Origin of the sequence: Paenibacillus sp. RS8, from assembly GCF_041956825.1 — a bacterium.
In the GTDB taxonomy this organism is placed as follows: Bacteria; Bacillota; Bacilli; order Paenibacillales; family Paenibacillaceae; genus Paenibacillus_AQ.
The window spans coordinates 3,128,458-3,144,102 of the sequence record NZ_CP168131.1; the positions used below are offsets into that span (position 1 = coordinate 3,128,458).

The window sequence follows — 15,645 nt, forward strand, 5'->3', positions numbered from 1 at the left end:
TGGTTTTGAGATGATAGGTGAAATTGGTTTTGAAAACAAAAGATCTCAACGTGACGAAGTGGGTTCAATAACGGTGCATTAGAGTAAAAAGAAAAATACAGCGCTCAAATGTGGGCGTAAGACTAGAGGTTTAGTAAACACCTCTATGTGATGAAAAAGAACGGTATAAATCTCGTAGAGTGTAAGAAATTGACTCATGTAGCTAAATTGAACGGCCAAAATGCCTCAGGACTTCGGAATTCCGGCGATATCAGCGGAAAGAGGTGTATAAATGCCCCAGAATGCAGGAAATCCGGCGATATAACCGGAAAGAGGTGTAAAAATACACCAGAATGCAGAAAATCCGGCGATATCACCGGAAAGAGGTGTATAAATGTACCAGAATGCAGGAATTCTGGCGATATAGCCTGAAAGAGGTGTATAAATGCACCGGAATGCAGAAATTCCGGCGCTATAGCCCGAAATGAAAGCCATAAATGCCCTGCACCATAGAGATCAGCCGAAACACGCTCATATTTTATTCTGAAAAACAAACAAAGCACCTTCCTTAAAGAAGGTGCCTCGTGCTCCATGCCCTGTGCCTCGTGCTCCATGCCCTGTGCCTCGTGCTCCATGCCCTGTGCCTCGTGCTCCATGCCCTGTGCCTCGTGCTCCATGCCCTGTGCCTCGTGCTCCATGCCCTGTGCCTCGTGCTCCATGCCCTGTGCCTCGTGCTCCATGCCCTGTGCCTCGTGCTCCATGCCCTGTGCCTCGTGCTCCATGCCCTGTGCCTCGTGCTCCATGCCCTGTGCCTCGTGCTCCATGCCCTGTGCCTCGTGCTCCATGCCCTGTGCCTCGTGCTCCATGCCCTGTGCCTCGTGCTCCATGCCCTGTGCCTCGTGCTCCATGCCCCTGTGCCTCGTGCTCCATGCCCTCGTGCTCCATGCCCCGTACTCCATGCCTATGCCCCGTGCGAAATCTATTCTACGAATGCTTCGACTTCTATTTCTACTAGCAGTAGTGGATCGATGAGTGCCTTTACCTCAACCATGGTTGCTACTGGCTGAATGTCTTTGAAGAATTCGCCGTGTGCTTTGCCTACCTCTTCCCATCGGGAAATGTCTGTCACGAACATTCTTGTTCTTATCACATTAGACAAATCAGCATCTAGCTGGTTTAGCGCTTTTTCGATGGTGTGTAGAATGAATTTCGTCTGGGCATAAGGATCTCCTACACCGACTACTTCTCCGTCTTGCATGGCGGTTGTTCCTGCGACTTCGATACGATTGCCGATTCGAATGGCGCGAGAATAGCCAACGACCGACTCCCAGGGTGAACCTGTAAACACTTGCTTTTTACTCAAAAGATCTCCTCCGAATCCATTATGTATTTTGTCCGATCTAATTATACTACCTGCACAAGTGATGTGAGCTAAAGACGAATAATTAATCATAGACGCAACCGTATGTTAATTTTATTTACATATAAAACATATAAATTTAGTTTTTCTCTATTCAATCAGGTTCATTTTAATTATAATGTTACATAAAATAACATTAAAAGATCAGGAATGGTTTGACTGATCCTAAAAAGGAGGGATGGCATGCATCTTACGGTTGAAGAAGCGTTGTCCATTTATCCTTTGTCCGAGGCGAAGCTTATTGCGGGGGCCAAGGGGAAGCATCGAATTGTGAAGTCGATAAATGTGATGGATGCACCCGATATTTCGGACTGGATCAAAGAAGGTGAAATGCTGCTAACGACAGCCTATTTAATTAAGGACAATCTGGAGGATGCCTCTGCTTTGCTGCAAACATTGAATCGCAGGGGATCTTCGGCTTTGGGTATTAAGTTGGGGCGATTTTGGGATGAGGTACCGGTGCAATTGATTGCTGAAGCGGAGAGTCTTAACTTCCCTTTAATCCAGTTACCGTTTCAGTTCACTTTTTCGGATCAGATGAATGGTCTGTTCCGCGCCGAGCTTAGCCGCAGTACTCATGTTCTGCAGAGCATTATGGAGAAGCAGAAAAAGCTGATGCAATTCGCTTTGCGATCCGTCCGTAGCCGTCAGTTGTTTGATTCAGTGTCTGAAGTGATTGGCCATTCACTTGTGGTGGTTAGCGCACGTGGGGATGTGATCTACAACAACTCAGAATATCAGCCCTCACAGCTTCTCGAAGGGTGGCCATGGCAGAAACGGAATCATCGCTTCCGTGTAGAAGATCAGACGGGTTATCGTACTCCACTAATTCAAGGAGAAAAGTGCTCCGGATATCTATTGTATTGTTCCATCGATCCTTTATTGCTTCCTGTGGAAGAGAGTTTATTTGTTCAGGGTGCTGAACTTATTTCATATCATATTCATTCAGGCTACGAGGATTATTTTGAACAGTCGGAACACAGGGAGTTTAGTAGATTACTTAGGCGTTGCTTGAGTGGGCATTTAACCTACACGGATCTAGCCCAGGCTGCGCTCAGCTTGGAAATTGAACTGCTTCTGTCGCCGTTTCGGCTGATATTAACCGATACTGCTGCAACCGGTGAGGAACGCCAGAGTGAGCTGCTTAAATTAAAAGAAGAGTACAACGAGCACCCTGTGCTGAGGGAATTAAAGGGAATTCATGTGATCGTTGATCAAGGATTATTGTCCATCTATCCGGGAGATCGTCAGAGTCCTGAACAATTTCAGGAGTTAGTCCAAGCTTGTTTTGACAACCTGAAGTTTGATAAGGGGTATTATCCTCGAGCTGCGATTAGTAGTTGTAAAACGAAGGCGGATGGGCTGAGGGAAGCTTTTGCAGAGGTAAAGGAATGTATGGGAATGCTTCAGCACGGGGGCGTACATGGAAGTGTTGTGCATTATCGGCAGCTTGAGCTTACCCTGCTTCTCGGGCAAATCCCGACAGAAGTTATGGAGAAATATTGCAACGGAACCCTTAGAGGACTGCTCAGCCGCGAGCCGGAGTATGTCAGAGAAATGCTGCGGACGCTGGAGGTTTATCTAGAGAACGATGGTCATGTCAATGAGACGGCTAAAAAGCTGTTTATTCACCGGAACACAGCCACCTACCGGATCGAGAAGCTTAGTGAGTTACTGGATGTCGATTTTAAAAAAATAAATGATCTAATGAGGCTTAAGCTAGTGTTCATGTTTCGGAGGATGCTTGGGCGGGACTAAGGTATGGGTTGAAATGCAAACACGGAGGAGGGAGCCTCGTGAATACACATGACATCGCAATGCATATTCAAACCCATAAAGCGCCTGCGGTGCTGGCAACGCTGATAGAAGTGGAGGGGCATTCGTATCGTAAACCCGGGGCAGTGATGCTGTTTTTTGAAGGCGGCACGATTGGAAGTATAAGTCCAGGGTGTCTGGAAAGCGATCTGCAGCTACGTACCTCTGAGATTTGGGAGCGAGGGCTGCCGGAGATTGTGGAATACAATATGTTGTCTCCAGATGATCTGTCATGGGGTGAGACTGTCGGCTGCGGTGGCAAAATCAAAGTGGTGCTTGAACCTGTGCAAGGAGAGTTGCAAGATCTGTTGGTGCTGGCGAGTGACAGGCTTTATGCCGGAGAGAGGCTGGTCTTGTTCCGTGAAGCAGTTGGGAGAGGTTTTGACTATAAGTTAGAGCTGGATACTGATATTTCACTATCGCAGAACAAGAAACATCCGAAATTATCCCCCTTGGCAAAAGAAAGCATGGCGACAGGTCGCTTTATGGCCGCTCAAGCTGAATTGACAGCATTTCATACATGCTTTGTGCCCAAACCGCGACTTGTAATTTTTGGTGGGGGACGTGATGTCGTTCCAATTGCTGAGCTTGCTAACAAAGTCGGCTTTCGGGTTGTGATAGCAGATTGGCGTGAAGGGAGTCTGCAAAATGAGTTTCCTCACGCTGAACGGATTATTTGTTCCCCAACGGAGGTTGTTCAACGCTTAGGTGTAGCTCAGGAGGATTATGTGCTGATTTGTAGTCACCAAATTGGGAGGGATAAACAGTTCCTGGAGAGTGTGATTCCGCAAGCTCCGCTATACATTGGAGTTATTGGTTCAAAGGCGCGGATCGCTCTTTTGCTGGAAGGGCTTGAGGTCCCTGCTTTTTTATATGCACCTGTAGGGTTGCCTATCGGTGGAGAAGGTCCCGAGGAGATTGCGGTCAGTATTATTGCAGAAATCATTCAAATTAGAAGGGCGGGCTTACGAGAGCTGCCTAAAGGAGCGGATAGATTTGAAAGTAGCGGGAATATATTTGGCAGCAGGGCAGAGCAGGCGGATGGGCGTGTCCAAGGTTTCACTGAAATTGTCACAGGAGGTCTCACTCGGGAGCGTCGCGCTTAGTGAATTGGATCGCTGTAATCTTGAGCCGCTTATCGTGGTAGTACGTGCGGATGACAACTTGGAATGGCTGCCACCAGCGATTGAGCCGCAAGGAACTAGACGTACCGAAACTTGTTTAACCGCACACTTAGGATTGTCTTTTTCTCTTCGATGCGGACTTAATGCTGTGCTGCCTTTGCAGCCGGATGCAGTAGTTGTGGCTCTAGCAGATCAGCCTTTTATTACTACGGCATTAGTGAATCGTCTAATACAAACGTTTGAACAATCTCCGGAGATGGATTATGTAGCTAGTGTCAGTGATGGGTCGGCTATGCCCCCTGCTTTGTTCTCAAAAGCGCTGTTTCCAGCGCTACAGGGATTGGATGGCGATCGTGGAGCGGCGGCGATTTTGCGATCACCTGATTATAAGGGGATTGTTCTGGAGTCTGACTCCGCCCACTATTTCATGGATGCTGATACTGAAGAGGATTTTGGTGAGATTCAGGAGCGATGGATACTGAGGAACGGAAAATAGAAAGTAATCGAAAAATTGATCGTAAAAGTGTTCCTTTCCCACATCGAGTCATATAATATGACATATAAAATCCTTATCCATAAACCTATTAGTGCATTACACACAAAAAAAGTGCTGATTCTTATCATCAAACACAAACGTATGTTATATAAATTTACGCAAGAGCTACCTCTAAGTATAGTAGAAGTACATTAATGGTTACAGCCATGATGAGAGATGATTTGGAGGAGGAGAATTATGAAAAAAAGGGGTCAGTTCATTACATCTTGTCTTGCATTAATGGTTCTGATGACAGTGGTTTTGGTGGGGTGTGGGAGCAATAATAATACTTCTTCAAATGCAAAAGCGACAGAGGCAGGAGCGACAACAACGGCGGCAACAGAGGCAACTGCAACTACAGAGCCGGCTGTTAAGAAACCGACGGTTGCTTTTGTGTATATCGGACCTCCAGGGGATGGCGGCTACACCTACCAACATGATCAAGGACGGCAGTATATGGAGAAGGAGCTTGGAATTAAAGCCGACTTTGTAGAAAATGTCCCAGAAAGTGCCGATGCTGAACGAATCATCACAGAGCTTGCACAATCACACGACATCGTGTTTACAACGAGCTTCGGATATATGGATTTTACATTGAATGTAGCGGGCAAATTTCCTAATGTGAAGTTTCTGCATGCTTCTGGTTACAAAACCGCAGAGAACATGGGGACTTACTTCGGAAAGAATTATCAAGCCAGTTATTTGAGCGGTATTGCGGCAGGGAAAATGACCAAAAACAATCAGCTAGGTTATGTCGGTGCTTTTCCGATCAGCGAAGTGATTTATAACTTGAATGCTTTTACCCTTGGCGCACAAAGCGTCAATCCTGATGTGAAGGTGAACGTGGTTTGGACGAATACATGGTATGACCCCACGACCGAACGTCAAGCGGCAATCAGCTTGCTGGATAAAGGGGCAGATGTGCTTTTGGCCTATCAGGATTCACCTGCGACACTACAGGCTGCTGCTGAACGTGGAGCTTTTGCCGGGGGGAATGATTCGGATATGAGTAAATACGCTCCGGATAATTATTTAACGAATCCAGTATGGAATTGGGGTCCTTATTACGTAAAAGCAGTGCAAGCAGTGATGGACGGAACGTGGAAAAGCGAGCAATATTCCGGCGATATGGCTGACGGCATGGTTGAGCTGGCTCCTTTCGGGAACAAAATACCAGATGATGTGAAAAAGCTTGTCGAGGACGCTAAATCCAAGATCATCACTGGTGAGCTTGAGGTTTTCACAGGCCCGATCTCAGATAACCAAGGAAATGTGAAGGTTCAGGACGGCCAAAAGCTGACCTTGGAGGAAGTGCTGGGTATGAATTGGCTTGTAAAAGGTGTGGAAGGAACTATCCCGCAATAATTTGTAACCATACTAAAAAAATGTGCACGATCTATGGGTGGGGCGGATTCCATGAAGTGGGAACTTCCCCACCCGTACTACAACTTGAAGGAAGGAGGGGCACAGGCCATGCGGGAAACTTCAGTTGAAATGCGGGGAATTGTGAAGAAATTCGGCTCAGTAACCGCCAGTGATCAAGTCGACTTTTCGGCAAATGCGGGGGAGATTCATGCACTGCTTGGGGAGAATGGGGCAGGAAAAAGTACAGTGATGAGCATGCTGTCAGGGGTGTACAGAGCAGATGAAGGCGAAATCCTCATTCATGGAAAAGCTGCTCACATCCGTTCTCCTAAAGATGCAGCCCAGCTTGGTGTAGGTATGGTGTTTCAGAGCTTTAGACTGGTGCAAAGTCTCACTGCTGCGGAAAATATCGTGCTTGGCGAAAAGTCGTCTTTCTGGCGTGGGCGTAAGTGGATGAAGAATAAACGCAAAGAAATAGAGGCGTTAGCAGAACGTTTTGGATTGAATTTCCCGGTGGATCGTCCGATTTGGCAGCTGTCCGTTGGTGAACAGCAGCGTGTTGAAATTGTTAAGACGCTGTATCGAGGGGCTGACATTATTATTCTGGATGAGCCGACATCTGTGCTAACTCCGGGGGAGGTGGAGCAGTTATTTGAAACGCTGCGGGTCATGAAGCAGGCTGGAAAGACGGTCATCATGACGACTCATAAAATGAAAGAGGTTATGGCTTCCTCCGATCGGATTTCCGTCATGCGCAAAGGAAAAATGATCGCTACGCTGACCACGGCGGATACGGATGAAATGGAGCTGGCTCGCCTAATGGTGGGTAAAGAAGTAACCATTACCCGGCAAGAACGGGAGGCCACCGAGGGAGACTCTTTGTTAGAAGTGAAGGGCTTGGACGTATATGCCGATCATGGACGAAAAGCGTTAGATCATTTCTCGCTGAATGTATGCAAAGGAGAGATTGTTGGCGTAGCTGGGGTAGCTGGCAATGGGCAAAAGGAACTGGCCGAAGTGTTAACAGGTCTCAGGGGCTGGAAAAGTGGTGAGATTACTTTTGATGGAAACACGGTGAAATCTGCTTCGGTTAGAGGGGCAATTGATTTGGGAATCTCTCATGTCCCGGAGAACCGGATGAAGAGCGGTTTAGCCGGACGTCTCGGATCGGTAGATAATCTTTTGTTCAAATCGTATCGCTCAGTGGAGCACTCTAAATATGGTTTCCTGAAGTCTGCGAAGAACCGCTCGTGGTCAGAGGAGCTGGTCCAGCGCTTTAATGTCAAAACACCTGAGCTGGATACGCCAGTACAGCAATTGTCAGGCGGTAATCAGCAGAAGCTGCTGTTTGCACGTGAGATCAGCCATCGGCCGAAGCTGATGGTCGCCGTTCATCCGACACAAGGGCTGGATGTAGGCGCCACGGCTGGTGTTCACGACCTTCTTATGGAGCTGCGCGGTTCAGGTAGTGGCGTGCTGTTAATTTCGGAGGATTTAGATGAATTACTTCAGTTGTCCGACCGGATTCTAGTGATCTACAACGGCTCAATTATTGGTGAGAGTACGCATGAGGAAGCGAATCGAGAAAGCATCGGACTGCTAATGGCTGGTATTCATAACAGAGAGGAGAGCGCCGTATGAGCCTGGAGAATGGAAGAAATACCGCAGCAGCTGTACTAGAACCCCTTCCCTCCCACTCCGGGAAACGATTCTCTCTGCGTTTGGAATACGATGCCAGCCGCATCCGTTCGCCATGGTGGACCCCTATTGTATCTATAATTCTAGCGTTATTGCTGTGTGCCCTATTTATCGCAGCGAATGGGATAAATCCGGTAATGGTCTATGAAAAAATGTTTCGTGGCGCATTTGGCACAACGTATGGGCTCACTGAAACGATGGTTAAAGCGATCCCGCTACTCCTATGTGGGCTTGGGATTGCTGTGGCTTACCGCATTTCTGTATGGAATATTGGAGCAGAAGGCCAGTTAACCGTTGGTGCTATGGCGGCTACCGCAGTCACGATTTATTTTCCTAATTTATCTTCATTCTGGTCTCTATCCTTAATGCTGCTGTTCGGCATTGCGGCAGGAGCGCTTTGGGGGCTACTGACTGCTATCCCCCGGACGCATTTTGGCGTGAATGAGCTGATTACTTCATTGATGCTGAATTATGTTGCTTTATTGGCACTCGATTATGTAGTATTCGGACCTTGGAAAGATCCTAAAGGGTTTAATTTCCCCGGATCGCCAATGTTTACTTCGGCTCAATCCCTGCCTGTTCTCGGAAGTACGAGATTGCATATCGGATTGTTATTTGGACTTATCGCTGTTGTGATTTATTACTTGATGATTCGTTTCACCAAGTGGGGGTATGAGCTTCGTCTGATTGGGGCCAATCCTGTGGCTGCCAGATACGCCGGCATTCATATCAAGCGGCATATTATTATCGTCATGCTGATCAGTGGAGGGCTCGCTGGTATAGCGGGGATGGCTGAGGTCTCCGGTGTTACTCACAAGCTGATGCAAGGCATCTCTCCCGGTTATGGCTACACCGCCATTATTGTGGCTTGGTTAGCCAAATTAAACCCACTCGGCCTAATCGTTACTTCCGTCCTGTTCGGTGGCTTAATTGTCGGTGGATACAGTGTTCAGACCATTGGGCTACCCTCCTCAATTTCGGAAATGCTGCAAGGCTCTATCCTGTTTTTTCTGATTGCTGGCGATATGATTTATCGTTTCCGTATCCGCCGTAGCAGGGTTCAGCTGAAAGGGGGGAGATAACCCATGGATTTTACTACACAGCTCCTAATCGCCGCAATATCCGCAGGGACCCCGCTGCTATTAGCTACTCTTGGAGGTATTTTAAACGAACGAGCCGGCATTATACAGCTTGGAGCTGAAGGGCTGATGCTGATGGGAGCAGTCACTACTTGTATCGTGTATATTCGCTCAGGAAATCTGCTGTTAGCTCTGCTGGCTACCGTAACTATAACGGCTGTGCTTGGTTTACTTCATTCTTTTCTCTGCGTGACCTTAAGGGCAAACCAAACGATGTCCGGTCTTGCGATGACTCTGTTCGGCAGTGGACTGAGCGCTTATCTGGGCAAACCGATCAGTGGCATTCCTTTGCCGGGAACATCCCCTAAGCTGCATTTGGTGTGGCTGGAGAATGTTCCGGTCATCGGGAAAATATTCGGTAATATGGACTACCTGACCTGGTTCAGTCTGATGCTAGTGCTCGCTCTGCATCTGCTAATTCACCGCACTTCTTGGGGGCTGCATTTGCGGGCAGTCGGAGACAGTCCGGCTACCGCTGACGTGATGGGGATTCGGGTACAGCTTATCCGGTATAGCTATGTGATCATCGGCGCTGCCCTCATCGGTCTGGCAGGAGCAGATATGGTTTTGGCTTACGCTCCAACCTGGAATGAAGGTCTAACTGCAGGTCGAGGATGGATTGCGGTGGGTCTTGTGATTTTCGCCAGATGGAATCCGCTGCGTGCCTTGTTCTGTGCATACTTTTTCGGGGCACTGGATTCGCTTGGCTTCCGCATTCAACTGCTGGGCAGTGCGGTTCCGCCTTATTTTCTCAAAATGATACCGTACCTTGTGACTATCCTAGTCCTGATGTACCTGGGGTACCGCAATCGCAATAAACCATCCGGCACACCGGAATCACTCGGAGTTCCTTATATTCGGGAACAAAGGTTTTAAGGCAAAGCGTAGGCGTAGAGAGACAGCAACTTGTGCTTAAAAGGAGGCGGAGTGTATGGGAGTTTTACGGGAAGAGGATGGAAGGCTCTCTGATGTAATTCAGCCCCGCAGCCTGCACGAAGCTTGGGAAAGGAAAATGGCGCTCGGGGACAGTGCCCGATATGTCGCGGGAGGGACACTGCTGAGAACAGGGTGGGAAAGTGGAACAGCCCTTATACCTAAACAGCTGATTGATCTTCGTCAAATTTCAGGTCTTGCTGATATTACTCAAACGGAATTCTACTTGTCTCTGGGTGCTCTTGTTCCGCTCTCTCAGTGCCGCAGCAATGAGCATTTGCAGGCAGTGGCTCCAGCGCTGCAAGAAGCCGCACGTTGCATAGCTGCTCCGTCGGTGCGTAATCTAGCCACGCTTGGTGGCAATATCGCTTCTGGCTTCGGTGATATTCTACCCGCATTACTGGTATATGACGCTGAGTTGGTCTCCTTTGACGGTAAATTTATGACGTCATTACCGTTGACAGAATGGCTAAACAATCACTGGAGTGGGATGAAACCTGCGGCAGATCTAGTGGCTGAGATTCGCATATCACCTGCTCGCCGAGAGAATCCATTAACAGATAGACTTGAAATTTTCCGTAAGGTTGGCCGAAGGGAGGCTTTCACCCCTTCACTTGTAACGGTAGCGATATCCGCATGGATCGATACTGAACACCGTTTTCGTGAGGTTCGTATCGCAGCAGGCGGGGGGACGGGGCGTCCGCAGCGGTTAAGTAGAGCTGAAGCTATGCTTGAAGATGAGGTGTATACAGACTCGCTGCTACCTGCTCTATATGAAGTGGTTGAGAACAGCTTCGAGACGTATGGTGATCCTTTTGCCACAGAGCTCTACAAGAAAAAAACAGCTGGAAACCTGCTATTAGCTGAGCTTTGGAAGGTTATGAATAGGCGGAGCTAAGAGGTGAGACCCCCATGAAAGGAGCGAGGGAAAATGCTGCTGAATAAGGAATCCAGCGGAAGCCGCTGGCGTACACGGCCCGACGGAGAGGGCAAGGTATCCGGCAAGCTGCAGTATTTGACCGACATGAGAGCGGAAGAAATGTTAATCGGCCGCGTGCTCCGCAGTCAACAGGCACATGCCCGTATTTTGTCTGTGCGAATTGAGAAGGCCAGGGAGGTTCCGGGTGTACACGCTGTTATTACTCACGAGGATGTGCCCGGACTTAATGGATTTGGTATAGCTTTGCCGCATCAACCGGTGTTTTGCAGTGAACGTGTGCGTTACACCGGCGATGCGATTGCGGCAGTAGCGGCTGAGACGGATGAAATTGCGGAGTATGCCCTATCCCTTATTGAAGTGGATTATGAGCTTCTACCCTTGCTGGAGAATCCGGAAGAGGCGATGAAGTCGGACGCAGTCCTGCTGCATGCTGAGGGAAATGTACTTCATCATACGGAATACCGTAAGGGGGAACCGGAAGCTGAATTTAAGGATTGCTGCCACATAGTGGAGGAGACGTATTATACGCCTCGCCAAATGCACACCTATATGGAGACTGAAGGCGGATTGTTTATCCCCGAAGATAACGGACGGCTTACCGTGTATTCAGCTACACAACATGGGTTGATGGATCGGATGCAGCTATCCAGAATTCTGGCTATTCCTCAAGAAGATATCCGCGTCATCTCGAGTCCTATCGGCGGGTCCTTTGGAGGAAAAGACGAGCTGAATGTACAGCCATACGGAGCACTGCTTGCAATGCTAACACTCCGTCCGGTGCGACTTCATAATTCGAGAGCTGAATCGGTACGTGCAGGACTAAAACGCCATCCCATGAAAATTACCATGAAAACTGGCTGTGACCACGAAGGCATCATCAGGGCACATCAGGTTAGAATTATTTCGGATACGGGAGCTTACGCAACGCTTGGTGCGGAGGTGCTTAACTTCGCAACAGAACATGTAATGGGCCCTTATATCATCGATCATGTGGATGTGGAAGGCTTCGCTGTATACACCAATAACGGTGTGTCCGGTGAATTCCGAGGGTTTGGCGGCAATCAGGCGATATTCGCTTTGGAAGGACAAATCGATCGTTTGGCAGAGCGAATACAGATTAATCCGTGGGAAATGCGCCGCCGCAATCTGCGTAAATACGGTGATCTCGGTCCATTAGGTCAGGAGATTGCCCAGACCGATGGAGCCTATCAGGTGTGGGAAGCGCTGGCTGATTCGCCTCTCATGACTGAGGGCGCGTATACAGACAAAGACTCAGGTTTCGTGGAACCATGGATCGTCACTGGAACGGGTGCTGCGATAGCTATGCATGGTGCAGGACTTGGTTATGGCATCCCCGATCCGGCGGGTGGTCGGTTATCTCTGACTCTAGAGGGCAAGATTGAGGCGGTTTTTGGTTACGAGGAGTTTGGCCAGGGTTTAATTGCAACCATGGAACAAATGCTGATTGAACAGTTTGGCTTGGCAGCAGAGGACATAAGCATCGTCATTGGCGATACGGATGTCGTACCTGACAGCGGATCTAGTACGGCTTCGCGATCAACTAGCATGATGTGGATGGCTCTCAAACGGCTACGTCCAGACTTTACCTCTCGAGTATTGCAGGCAGCTGCGACGATAAAGCCAGAGCTGGATGACTATGAAATGAAGCTCGGCCCTGGTGGCATTTGGCAAAAAGACGGTGGTCTGCTTCTGACATACAAGGATCTGGCAGAGAGGATTTCAGAACCCATTGTCTGTAATACGAAGTTCACTTATCCAACCACGCCTTTTAAAAGAGTGGGGGCGCATTTCCTTTACACCTATTCCGCCATTGCGGTCCGGGTGGAAGTTAATCTGCTTACAGGACGTGTTCGTGTACTGGACCAATATCATACGGTAGCGGCGGGGCCGGTGGCGAATCCGCAAGGGTACCTCGGGCAGATCGAAGGTGGCAGCAGTATGGCGGTGGGCTTCACCTTGTCAGAGGATGCTGTAATGTCAGGCGGCAGCTATGTCACCAAAAATTTAGACACCTATTTGGTGCCGACCATTGCCGATATGAATGGCAGCATTCAAGTGCAGCCGATAGAGGATTTACCGGATCATGATACGTACGGTCCTCGCGGTATCGGAGAGGTGGGTTCCGTCAATTTAGCTCCGGCTGTCGCATCAGCCATATTCCAGGCTGTAGGGAAACGGGTAACCAAGCTGCCCATTGATCCCGAATGGCTGCAGTCTACACCGTTTATTCCACAAAAGGCGGTGAATATCCATGCGGAACACTAATCCGAATTCGAATCTAAATGAAGAGAATCTTGATCCAGCATCATTTAAAGAAGCTTTTACAGAAGAGAGGTTCACCTTCAGATGTAACCTTAATGGTAAAGCGATATCCACCGAGATTCCCCCTTCCCGCCGGCTTTTAGATGTTATTCGTGAAGATTTGGAGCTGACTGGAACGAAGCGCTCTTGTGAGATTGGCCGCTGCGGAGCCTGTATGGTGCTGGTGGATGGACGCCCTGTGAATTCATGTCTGGCGATGGCCTATCAATGCTCAGGTGCCAAAATTACAACGATTGAGGGTCTTAGTGAGGCGGGACTACATCCCGTTCAGCGTGCTTTTTTAGAAGAAGGCGGGTTCCAATGCGGTTATTGCACACCTGGGATGGTCATCTCGGTGGTTGCCCTGCTGGATGAGAACCCGCATCCTACTCAGGTCGAAGTGGAAGAAGCTTTATCGGGTAACATTTGCCGCTGTACAGGATATGGAGGCATTTTGCGAGCGGTTAACAAAGCTATTGGGGGATGAGTGGATGGTCATTTCTGAATGCAAGTTTACGCTGGATGAAGTAAATGCCATGAGCATAACGGAGTTTGTGAAGCATCTGGGAGGGATTTTTGAACACTCGCCGTGGGTGGCAGTGGAAGCTTATAAGCAGATCCCGTTCCATTCAATAGAGCATCTGCATAGCACAATGATGGAGACCGTACTGAGTGCAGACCGTAGCCGAATGGAGGGACTATTAAAAGCTCACCCAGATCTGGCGACTAGGCTTCAAGTTACACCTTTGTCAGCATCGGAGCAGCAGGGGGCTGGACTAGATCGGCTAACAATGGAAGAGTTCAATCTGCTAAACGATCTTAATAGAAAGTATACGGATAAATTTCAGTTCCCTTTTATTCTAGCAGTTCGTGGCAAAAACAAAGATGACATCATCAGTGCCATTGAAGCACGGGTAGAGCGCTCACCTCAGGAGGAATGGGTTCAAGCTTTTTCTGAGATCGGCCTTATTACAAAATTCCGCTTAAGTGATTTAATCATTCATTCATCATAATCGGGGAGGATGTCAGCCATGCTGGAACCAATTAACGGACGTACAATGTTTTATGGAAAAAGCGATGTTCTAACTTATCGTACCTATGCGAAACCGCTGGCCGTTACCCCTGTTCCCGAATCTTCCTTCACGGGCTGCGATAACATTATATTCGCGCATAATATTACATTTGCCGTTACGGGCGAAGCTTTTCTCTCTTCTTTTTCAGAAGGGGATAATTCTATGGTCGTAGCCACCGATTCCATGAAAAATTTCATTCTGCGCAATACCGCCGACTACACGGGCAGCACAACGGAAGGGTTGCTGCAGCTTCTCAGCAGCCGGTTTATGGATAGATACAGTCATGTCACTGCAGTTTCTGTGTCCGCAGATCGGTTGCCTTTTGAACAGGTAATGGTCCCCGGAGGCGAAGGGCTTAAGCAGAGTCAATTGGTGCTGCGGCACTCCAATAATGAATCCTATTCGGCTTCGCTGACAGTAAAACGTGGAGACAATGGGTCTGAGGTTGTCGCTCATGAATGCCGTTTGAAGGACTTACAGCTTATAAAAGTGAGCGGAAGCTCGTTTTATGGATTTGTCCGTGATGAGTATACAACTTTACCGGAGAGCTTTGACCGTCCGCTTTATATTTTTCTGAATATTAACTGGACCTATAATGATGTCGAGCATGCTTTGGATGGAGATCAAGGCCAATATGTAGCTGCGGAGCACATTCGTGACATCGCCCATAGTGCTTTTCATGAACTGAACAGTCCTTCGATCCAATCGTTGATTTATCAAATTGGTCTGCGTGTATTGTCCCGTTTTCCACAGCTGGCTACAGTCTCATTTGAGTCCAATAACCGGACTTGGGAAACGATTGTTGAACCTGAAGAAAGCAAAGGTGGAGTGTTCACCGAACCTCGTCCACCTTATGGTTTCCAGGGGTTTTCTGTCAGTCGTGCAGATTTGGCTGGAGAAACAGCGTAATGAGCGGGCGTCTTACCACCCATGTGCTGGATCTGTCGCGGGGGATTCCCGCTGCAGGCCTGACACTTCAGCTCTGGAAGCTAACGGAGGGGATGAGCAAGCTTCTGTGTGAAGGGATTACGAACAGTGACGGGAGGCTAAATGCTCCGCTGCTGGAAGGGAACGGGATGGAGGCAGGCTGCTATGAGCTGTTGTTTATGGTCGGCGATTACTATCGTAGTGCTGATGTGGAGAAGCCGGCAGTTGGTATAGGGAGTCCGGTAAGCTCGATGCCTTTTTTTCTAGAACAGATCCCTATTCGTTTTCACATTGGAAGCTCTACAGACCATTACCATATACCTTTGTTAGTTGCTCCTGGTGGATACAGTACGTATCGAGGAAGTTAGGGAAGGT

General features: G+C 48.5%; 15 protein-coding genes. 13 read left to right on the forward strand and 2 right to left on the reverse strand.

Annotated elements, in window-relative coordinates:
* Nucleotides 1–194 precede the first annotated feature (194 nt).
* Complete coding sequence (locus tag ACDZ28_RS15495) at nucleotides 195–887, reverse strand: hypothetical protein (protein WP_375105119.1); 693 nt, start codon at nucleotides 885–887, stop codon at nucleotides 195–197.
* Between the two features lie 71 nt (nucleotides 888–958).
* A complete protein-coding gene (locus tag ACDZ28_RS15500) occupies nucleotides 959–1,342 on the reverse strand; it encodes a RidA family protein (protein WP_375105120.1) in 384 nt (127 codons plus the stop codon).
* A gap of 240 nt (nucleotides 1,343–1,582) precedes the next feature.
* Between ACDZ28_RS15500 and ACDZ28_RS15505 the strand changes: the two genes are divergently transcribed.
* The 13 genes from ACDZ28_RS15505 (at nucleotide 1,583) to uraH (ending at nucleotide 15,638) form a co-directional block, all read left to right on the forward strand.
* On the forward strand, nucleotides 1,583–3,157 hold the full coding sequence (locus ACDZ28_RS15505; RefSeq protein ID WP_042125168.1) for a PucR family transcriptional regulator: 1,575 nt from the start codon (nucleotides 1,583–1,585) through the stop codon (nucleotides 3,155–3,157).
* 38 nt (nucleotides 3,158–3,195) lie between these two features.
* The gene (locus ACDZ28_RS15510) at nucleotides 3,196–4,320 is read left to right on the forward strand and encodes an XdhC family protein (RefSeq protein ID WP_052414502.1); all 1,125 of its coding nucleotides are present in this window, start codon (nucleotides 3,196–3,198) and stop codon (nucleotides 4,318–4,320) included.
* Complete coding sequence (locus tag ACDZ28_RS15515) at nucleotides 4,283–4,834, forward strand: NTP transferase domain-containing protein (RefSeq protein WP_375105121.1); 552 nt, start codon at nucleotides 4,283–4,285, stop codon at nucleotides 4,832–4,834. The genes ACDZ28_RS15510 and ACDZ28_RS15515 overlap by 38 nt, the downstream gene beginning before the upstream one ends.
* A 237-nt stretch (nucleotides 4,835–5,071) precedes the next feature.
* Nucleotides 5,072–6,238, forward strand: coding sequence for a BMP family ABC transporter substrate-binding protein (locus tag ACDZ28_RS15520; RefSeq protein ID WP_042125171.1), 1,167 nt, complete (start codon nucleotides 5,072–5,074; stop codon nucleotides 6,236–6,238).
* A gap of 108 nt (nucleotides 6,239–6,346) precedes the next feature.
* Nucleotides 6,347–7,879, forward strand: coding sequence for an ABC transporter ATP-binding protein (locus tag ACDZ28_RS15525; protein ID WP_076119944.1), 1,533 nt, complete (start codon nucleotides 6,347–6,349; stop codon nucleotides 7,877–7,879).
* Nucleotides 7,876–9,018, forward strand: coding sequence for an ABC transporter permease (locus ACDZ28_RS15530; protein WP_375105122.1), 1,143 nt, complete (start codon nucleotides 7,876–7,878; stop codon nucleotides 9,016–9,018). Before ACDZ28_RS15525 ends, ACDZ28_RS15530 begins: the two co-directional genes overlap by 4 nt.
* A gap of 3 nt (nucleotides 9,019–9,021) precedes the next feature.
* The gene (locus ACDZ28_RS15535; protein WP_375105123.1) at nucleotides 9,022–9,951 is read left to right on the forward strand and encodes an ABC transporter permease; all 930 of its coding nucleotides are present in this window, start codon (nucleotides 9,022–9,024) and stop codon (nucleotides 9,949–9,951) included.
* 55 nt (nucleotides 9,952–10,006) lie between these two features.
* A complete protein-coding gene (locus tag ACDZ28_RS15540; RefSeq protein WP_375105124.1) occupies nucleotides 10,007–10,906 on the forward strand; it encodes an FAD binding domain-containing protein in 900 nt (299 codons plus the stop codon).
* 33 nt (nucleotides 10,907–10,939) lie between these two features.
* Complete coding sequence (gene pucD, locus ACDZ28_RS15545) at nucleotides 10,940–13,234, forward strand: xanthine dehydrogenase subunit D (RefSeq protein WP_375105125.1); 2,295 nt, start codon at nucleotides 10,940–10,942, stop codon at nucleotides 13,232–13,234.
* Complete coding sequence (locus tag ACDZ28_RS15550) at nucleotides 13,221–13,757, forward strand: (2Fe-2S)-binding protein (protein WP_339289728.1); 537 nt, start codon at nucleotides 13,221–13,223, stop codon at nucleotides 13,755–13,757. The genes pucD and ACDZ28_RS15550 overlap by 14 nt, the downstream gene beginning before the upstream one ends.
* A gap of 4 nt (nucleotides 13,758–13,761) precedes the next feature.
* The gene (gene uraD, locus ACDZ28_RS15555; RefSeq protein ID WP_339289729.1) at nucleotides 13,762–14,283 is read left to right on the forward strand and encodes a 2-oxo-4-hydroxy-4-carboxy-5-ureidoimidazoline decarboxylase; all 522 of its coding nucleotides are present in this window, start codon (nucleotides 13,762–13,764) and stop codon (nucleotides 14,281–14,283) included.
* 18 nt (nucleotides 14,284–14,301) lie between these two features.
* Entirely contained in the window at nucleotides 14,302–15,252 is a 951-nt protein-coding gene (gene pucL, locus ACDZ28_RS15560) for a factor-independent urate hydroxylase (protein ID WP_339289730.1), read from the forward strand.
* Nucleotides 15,252–15,638 carry a hydroxyisourate hydrolase gene (gene uraH / locus ACDZ28_RS15565; protein ID WP_042125188.1) on the forward strand — a complete coding sequence of 129 codons (387 nt, stop codon included), beginning with the start codon at nucleotides 15,252–15,254 and terminating at the stop codon, nucleotides 15,636–15,638. The genes pucL and uraH overlap by 1 nt, the downstream gene beginning before the upstream one ends.
* The last annotated feature ends 7 nt before the right edge of the window (nucleotides 15,639–15,645 follow it).

What these genes read in the sequence shown, in the direction of transcription:
- ACDZ28_RS15495 (WP_375105119.1), bottom strand. Translation starts at nt 887, where the DNA reads ATGGAGCACGAGGCACAGGGCATGGAGCACGAGGCACAGGGCATGGAG.
- ACDZ28_RS15505 (WP_042125168.1), top strand. Translation starts at nt 1,583, where the DNA reads ATGCATCTTACGGTTGAAGAAGCGTTGTCCATTTATCCTTTGTCCGAG.
- ACDZ28_RS15520 (WP_042125171.1), top strand. Translation starts at nt 5,072, where the DNA reads ATGAAAAAAAGGGGTCAGTTCATTACATCTTGTCTTGCATTAATGGTT.
- ACDZ28_RS15525 (WP_076119944.1), top strand. Translation starts at nt 6,347, where the DNA reads ATGCGGGAAACTTCAGTTGAAATGCGGGGAATTGTGAAGAAATTCGGC.
- ACDZ28_RS15530 (WP_375105122.1), top strand. Translation starts at nt 7,876, where the DNA reads ATGAGCCTGGAGAATGGAAGAAATACCGCAGCAGCTGTACTAGAACCC.
- ACDZ28_RS15535 (WP_375105123.1), top strand. Translation starts at nt 9,022, where the DNA reads ATGGATTTTACTACACAGCTCCTAATCGCCGCAATATCCGCAGGGACC.
- ACDZ28_RS15540 (WP_375105124.1), top strand. Translation starts at nt 10,007, where the DNA reads ATGGGAGTTTTACGGGAAGAGGATGGAAGGCTCTCTGATGTAATTCAG.
- pucD (WP_375105125.1), top strand. Translation starts at nt 10,940, where the DNA reads ATGCTGCTGAATAAGGAATCCAGCGGAAGCCGCTGGCGTACACGGCCC.
- ACDZ28_RS15550 (WP_339289728.1), top strand. Translation starts at nt 13,221, where the DNA reads ATGCGGAACACTAATCCGAATTCGAATCTAAATGAAGAGAATCTTGAT.
- uraD (WP_339289729.1), top strand. Translation starts at nt 13,762, where the DNA reads ATGGTCATTTCTGAATGCAAGTTTACGCTGGATGAAGTAAATGCCATG.
- pucL (WP_339289730.1), top strand. Translation starts at nt 14,302, where the DNA reads ATGCTGGAACCAATTAACGGACGTACAATGTTTTATGGAAAAAGCGAT.
- uraH (WP_042125188.1), top strand. Translation starts at nt 15,252, where the DNA reads ATGAGCGGGCGTCTTACCACCCATGTGCTGGATCTGTCGCGGGGGATT.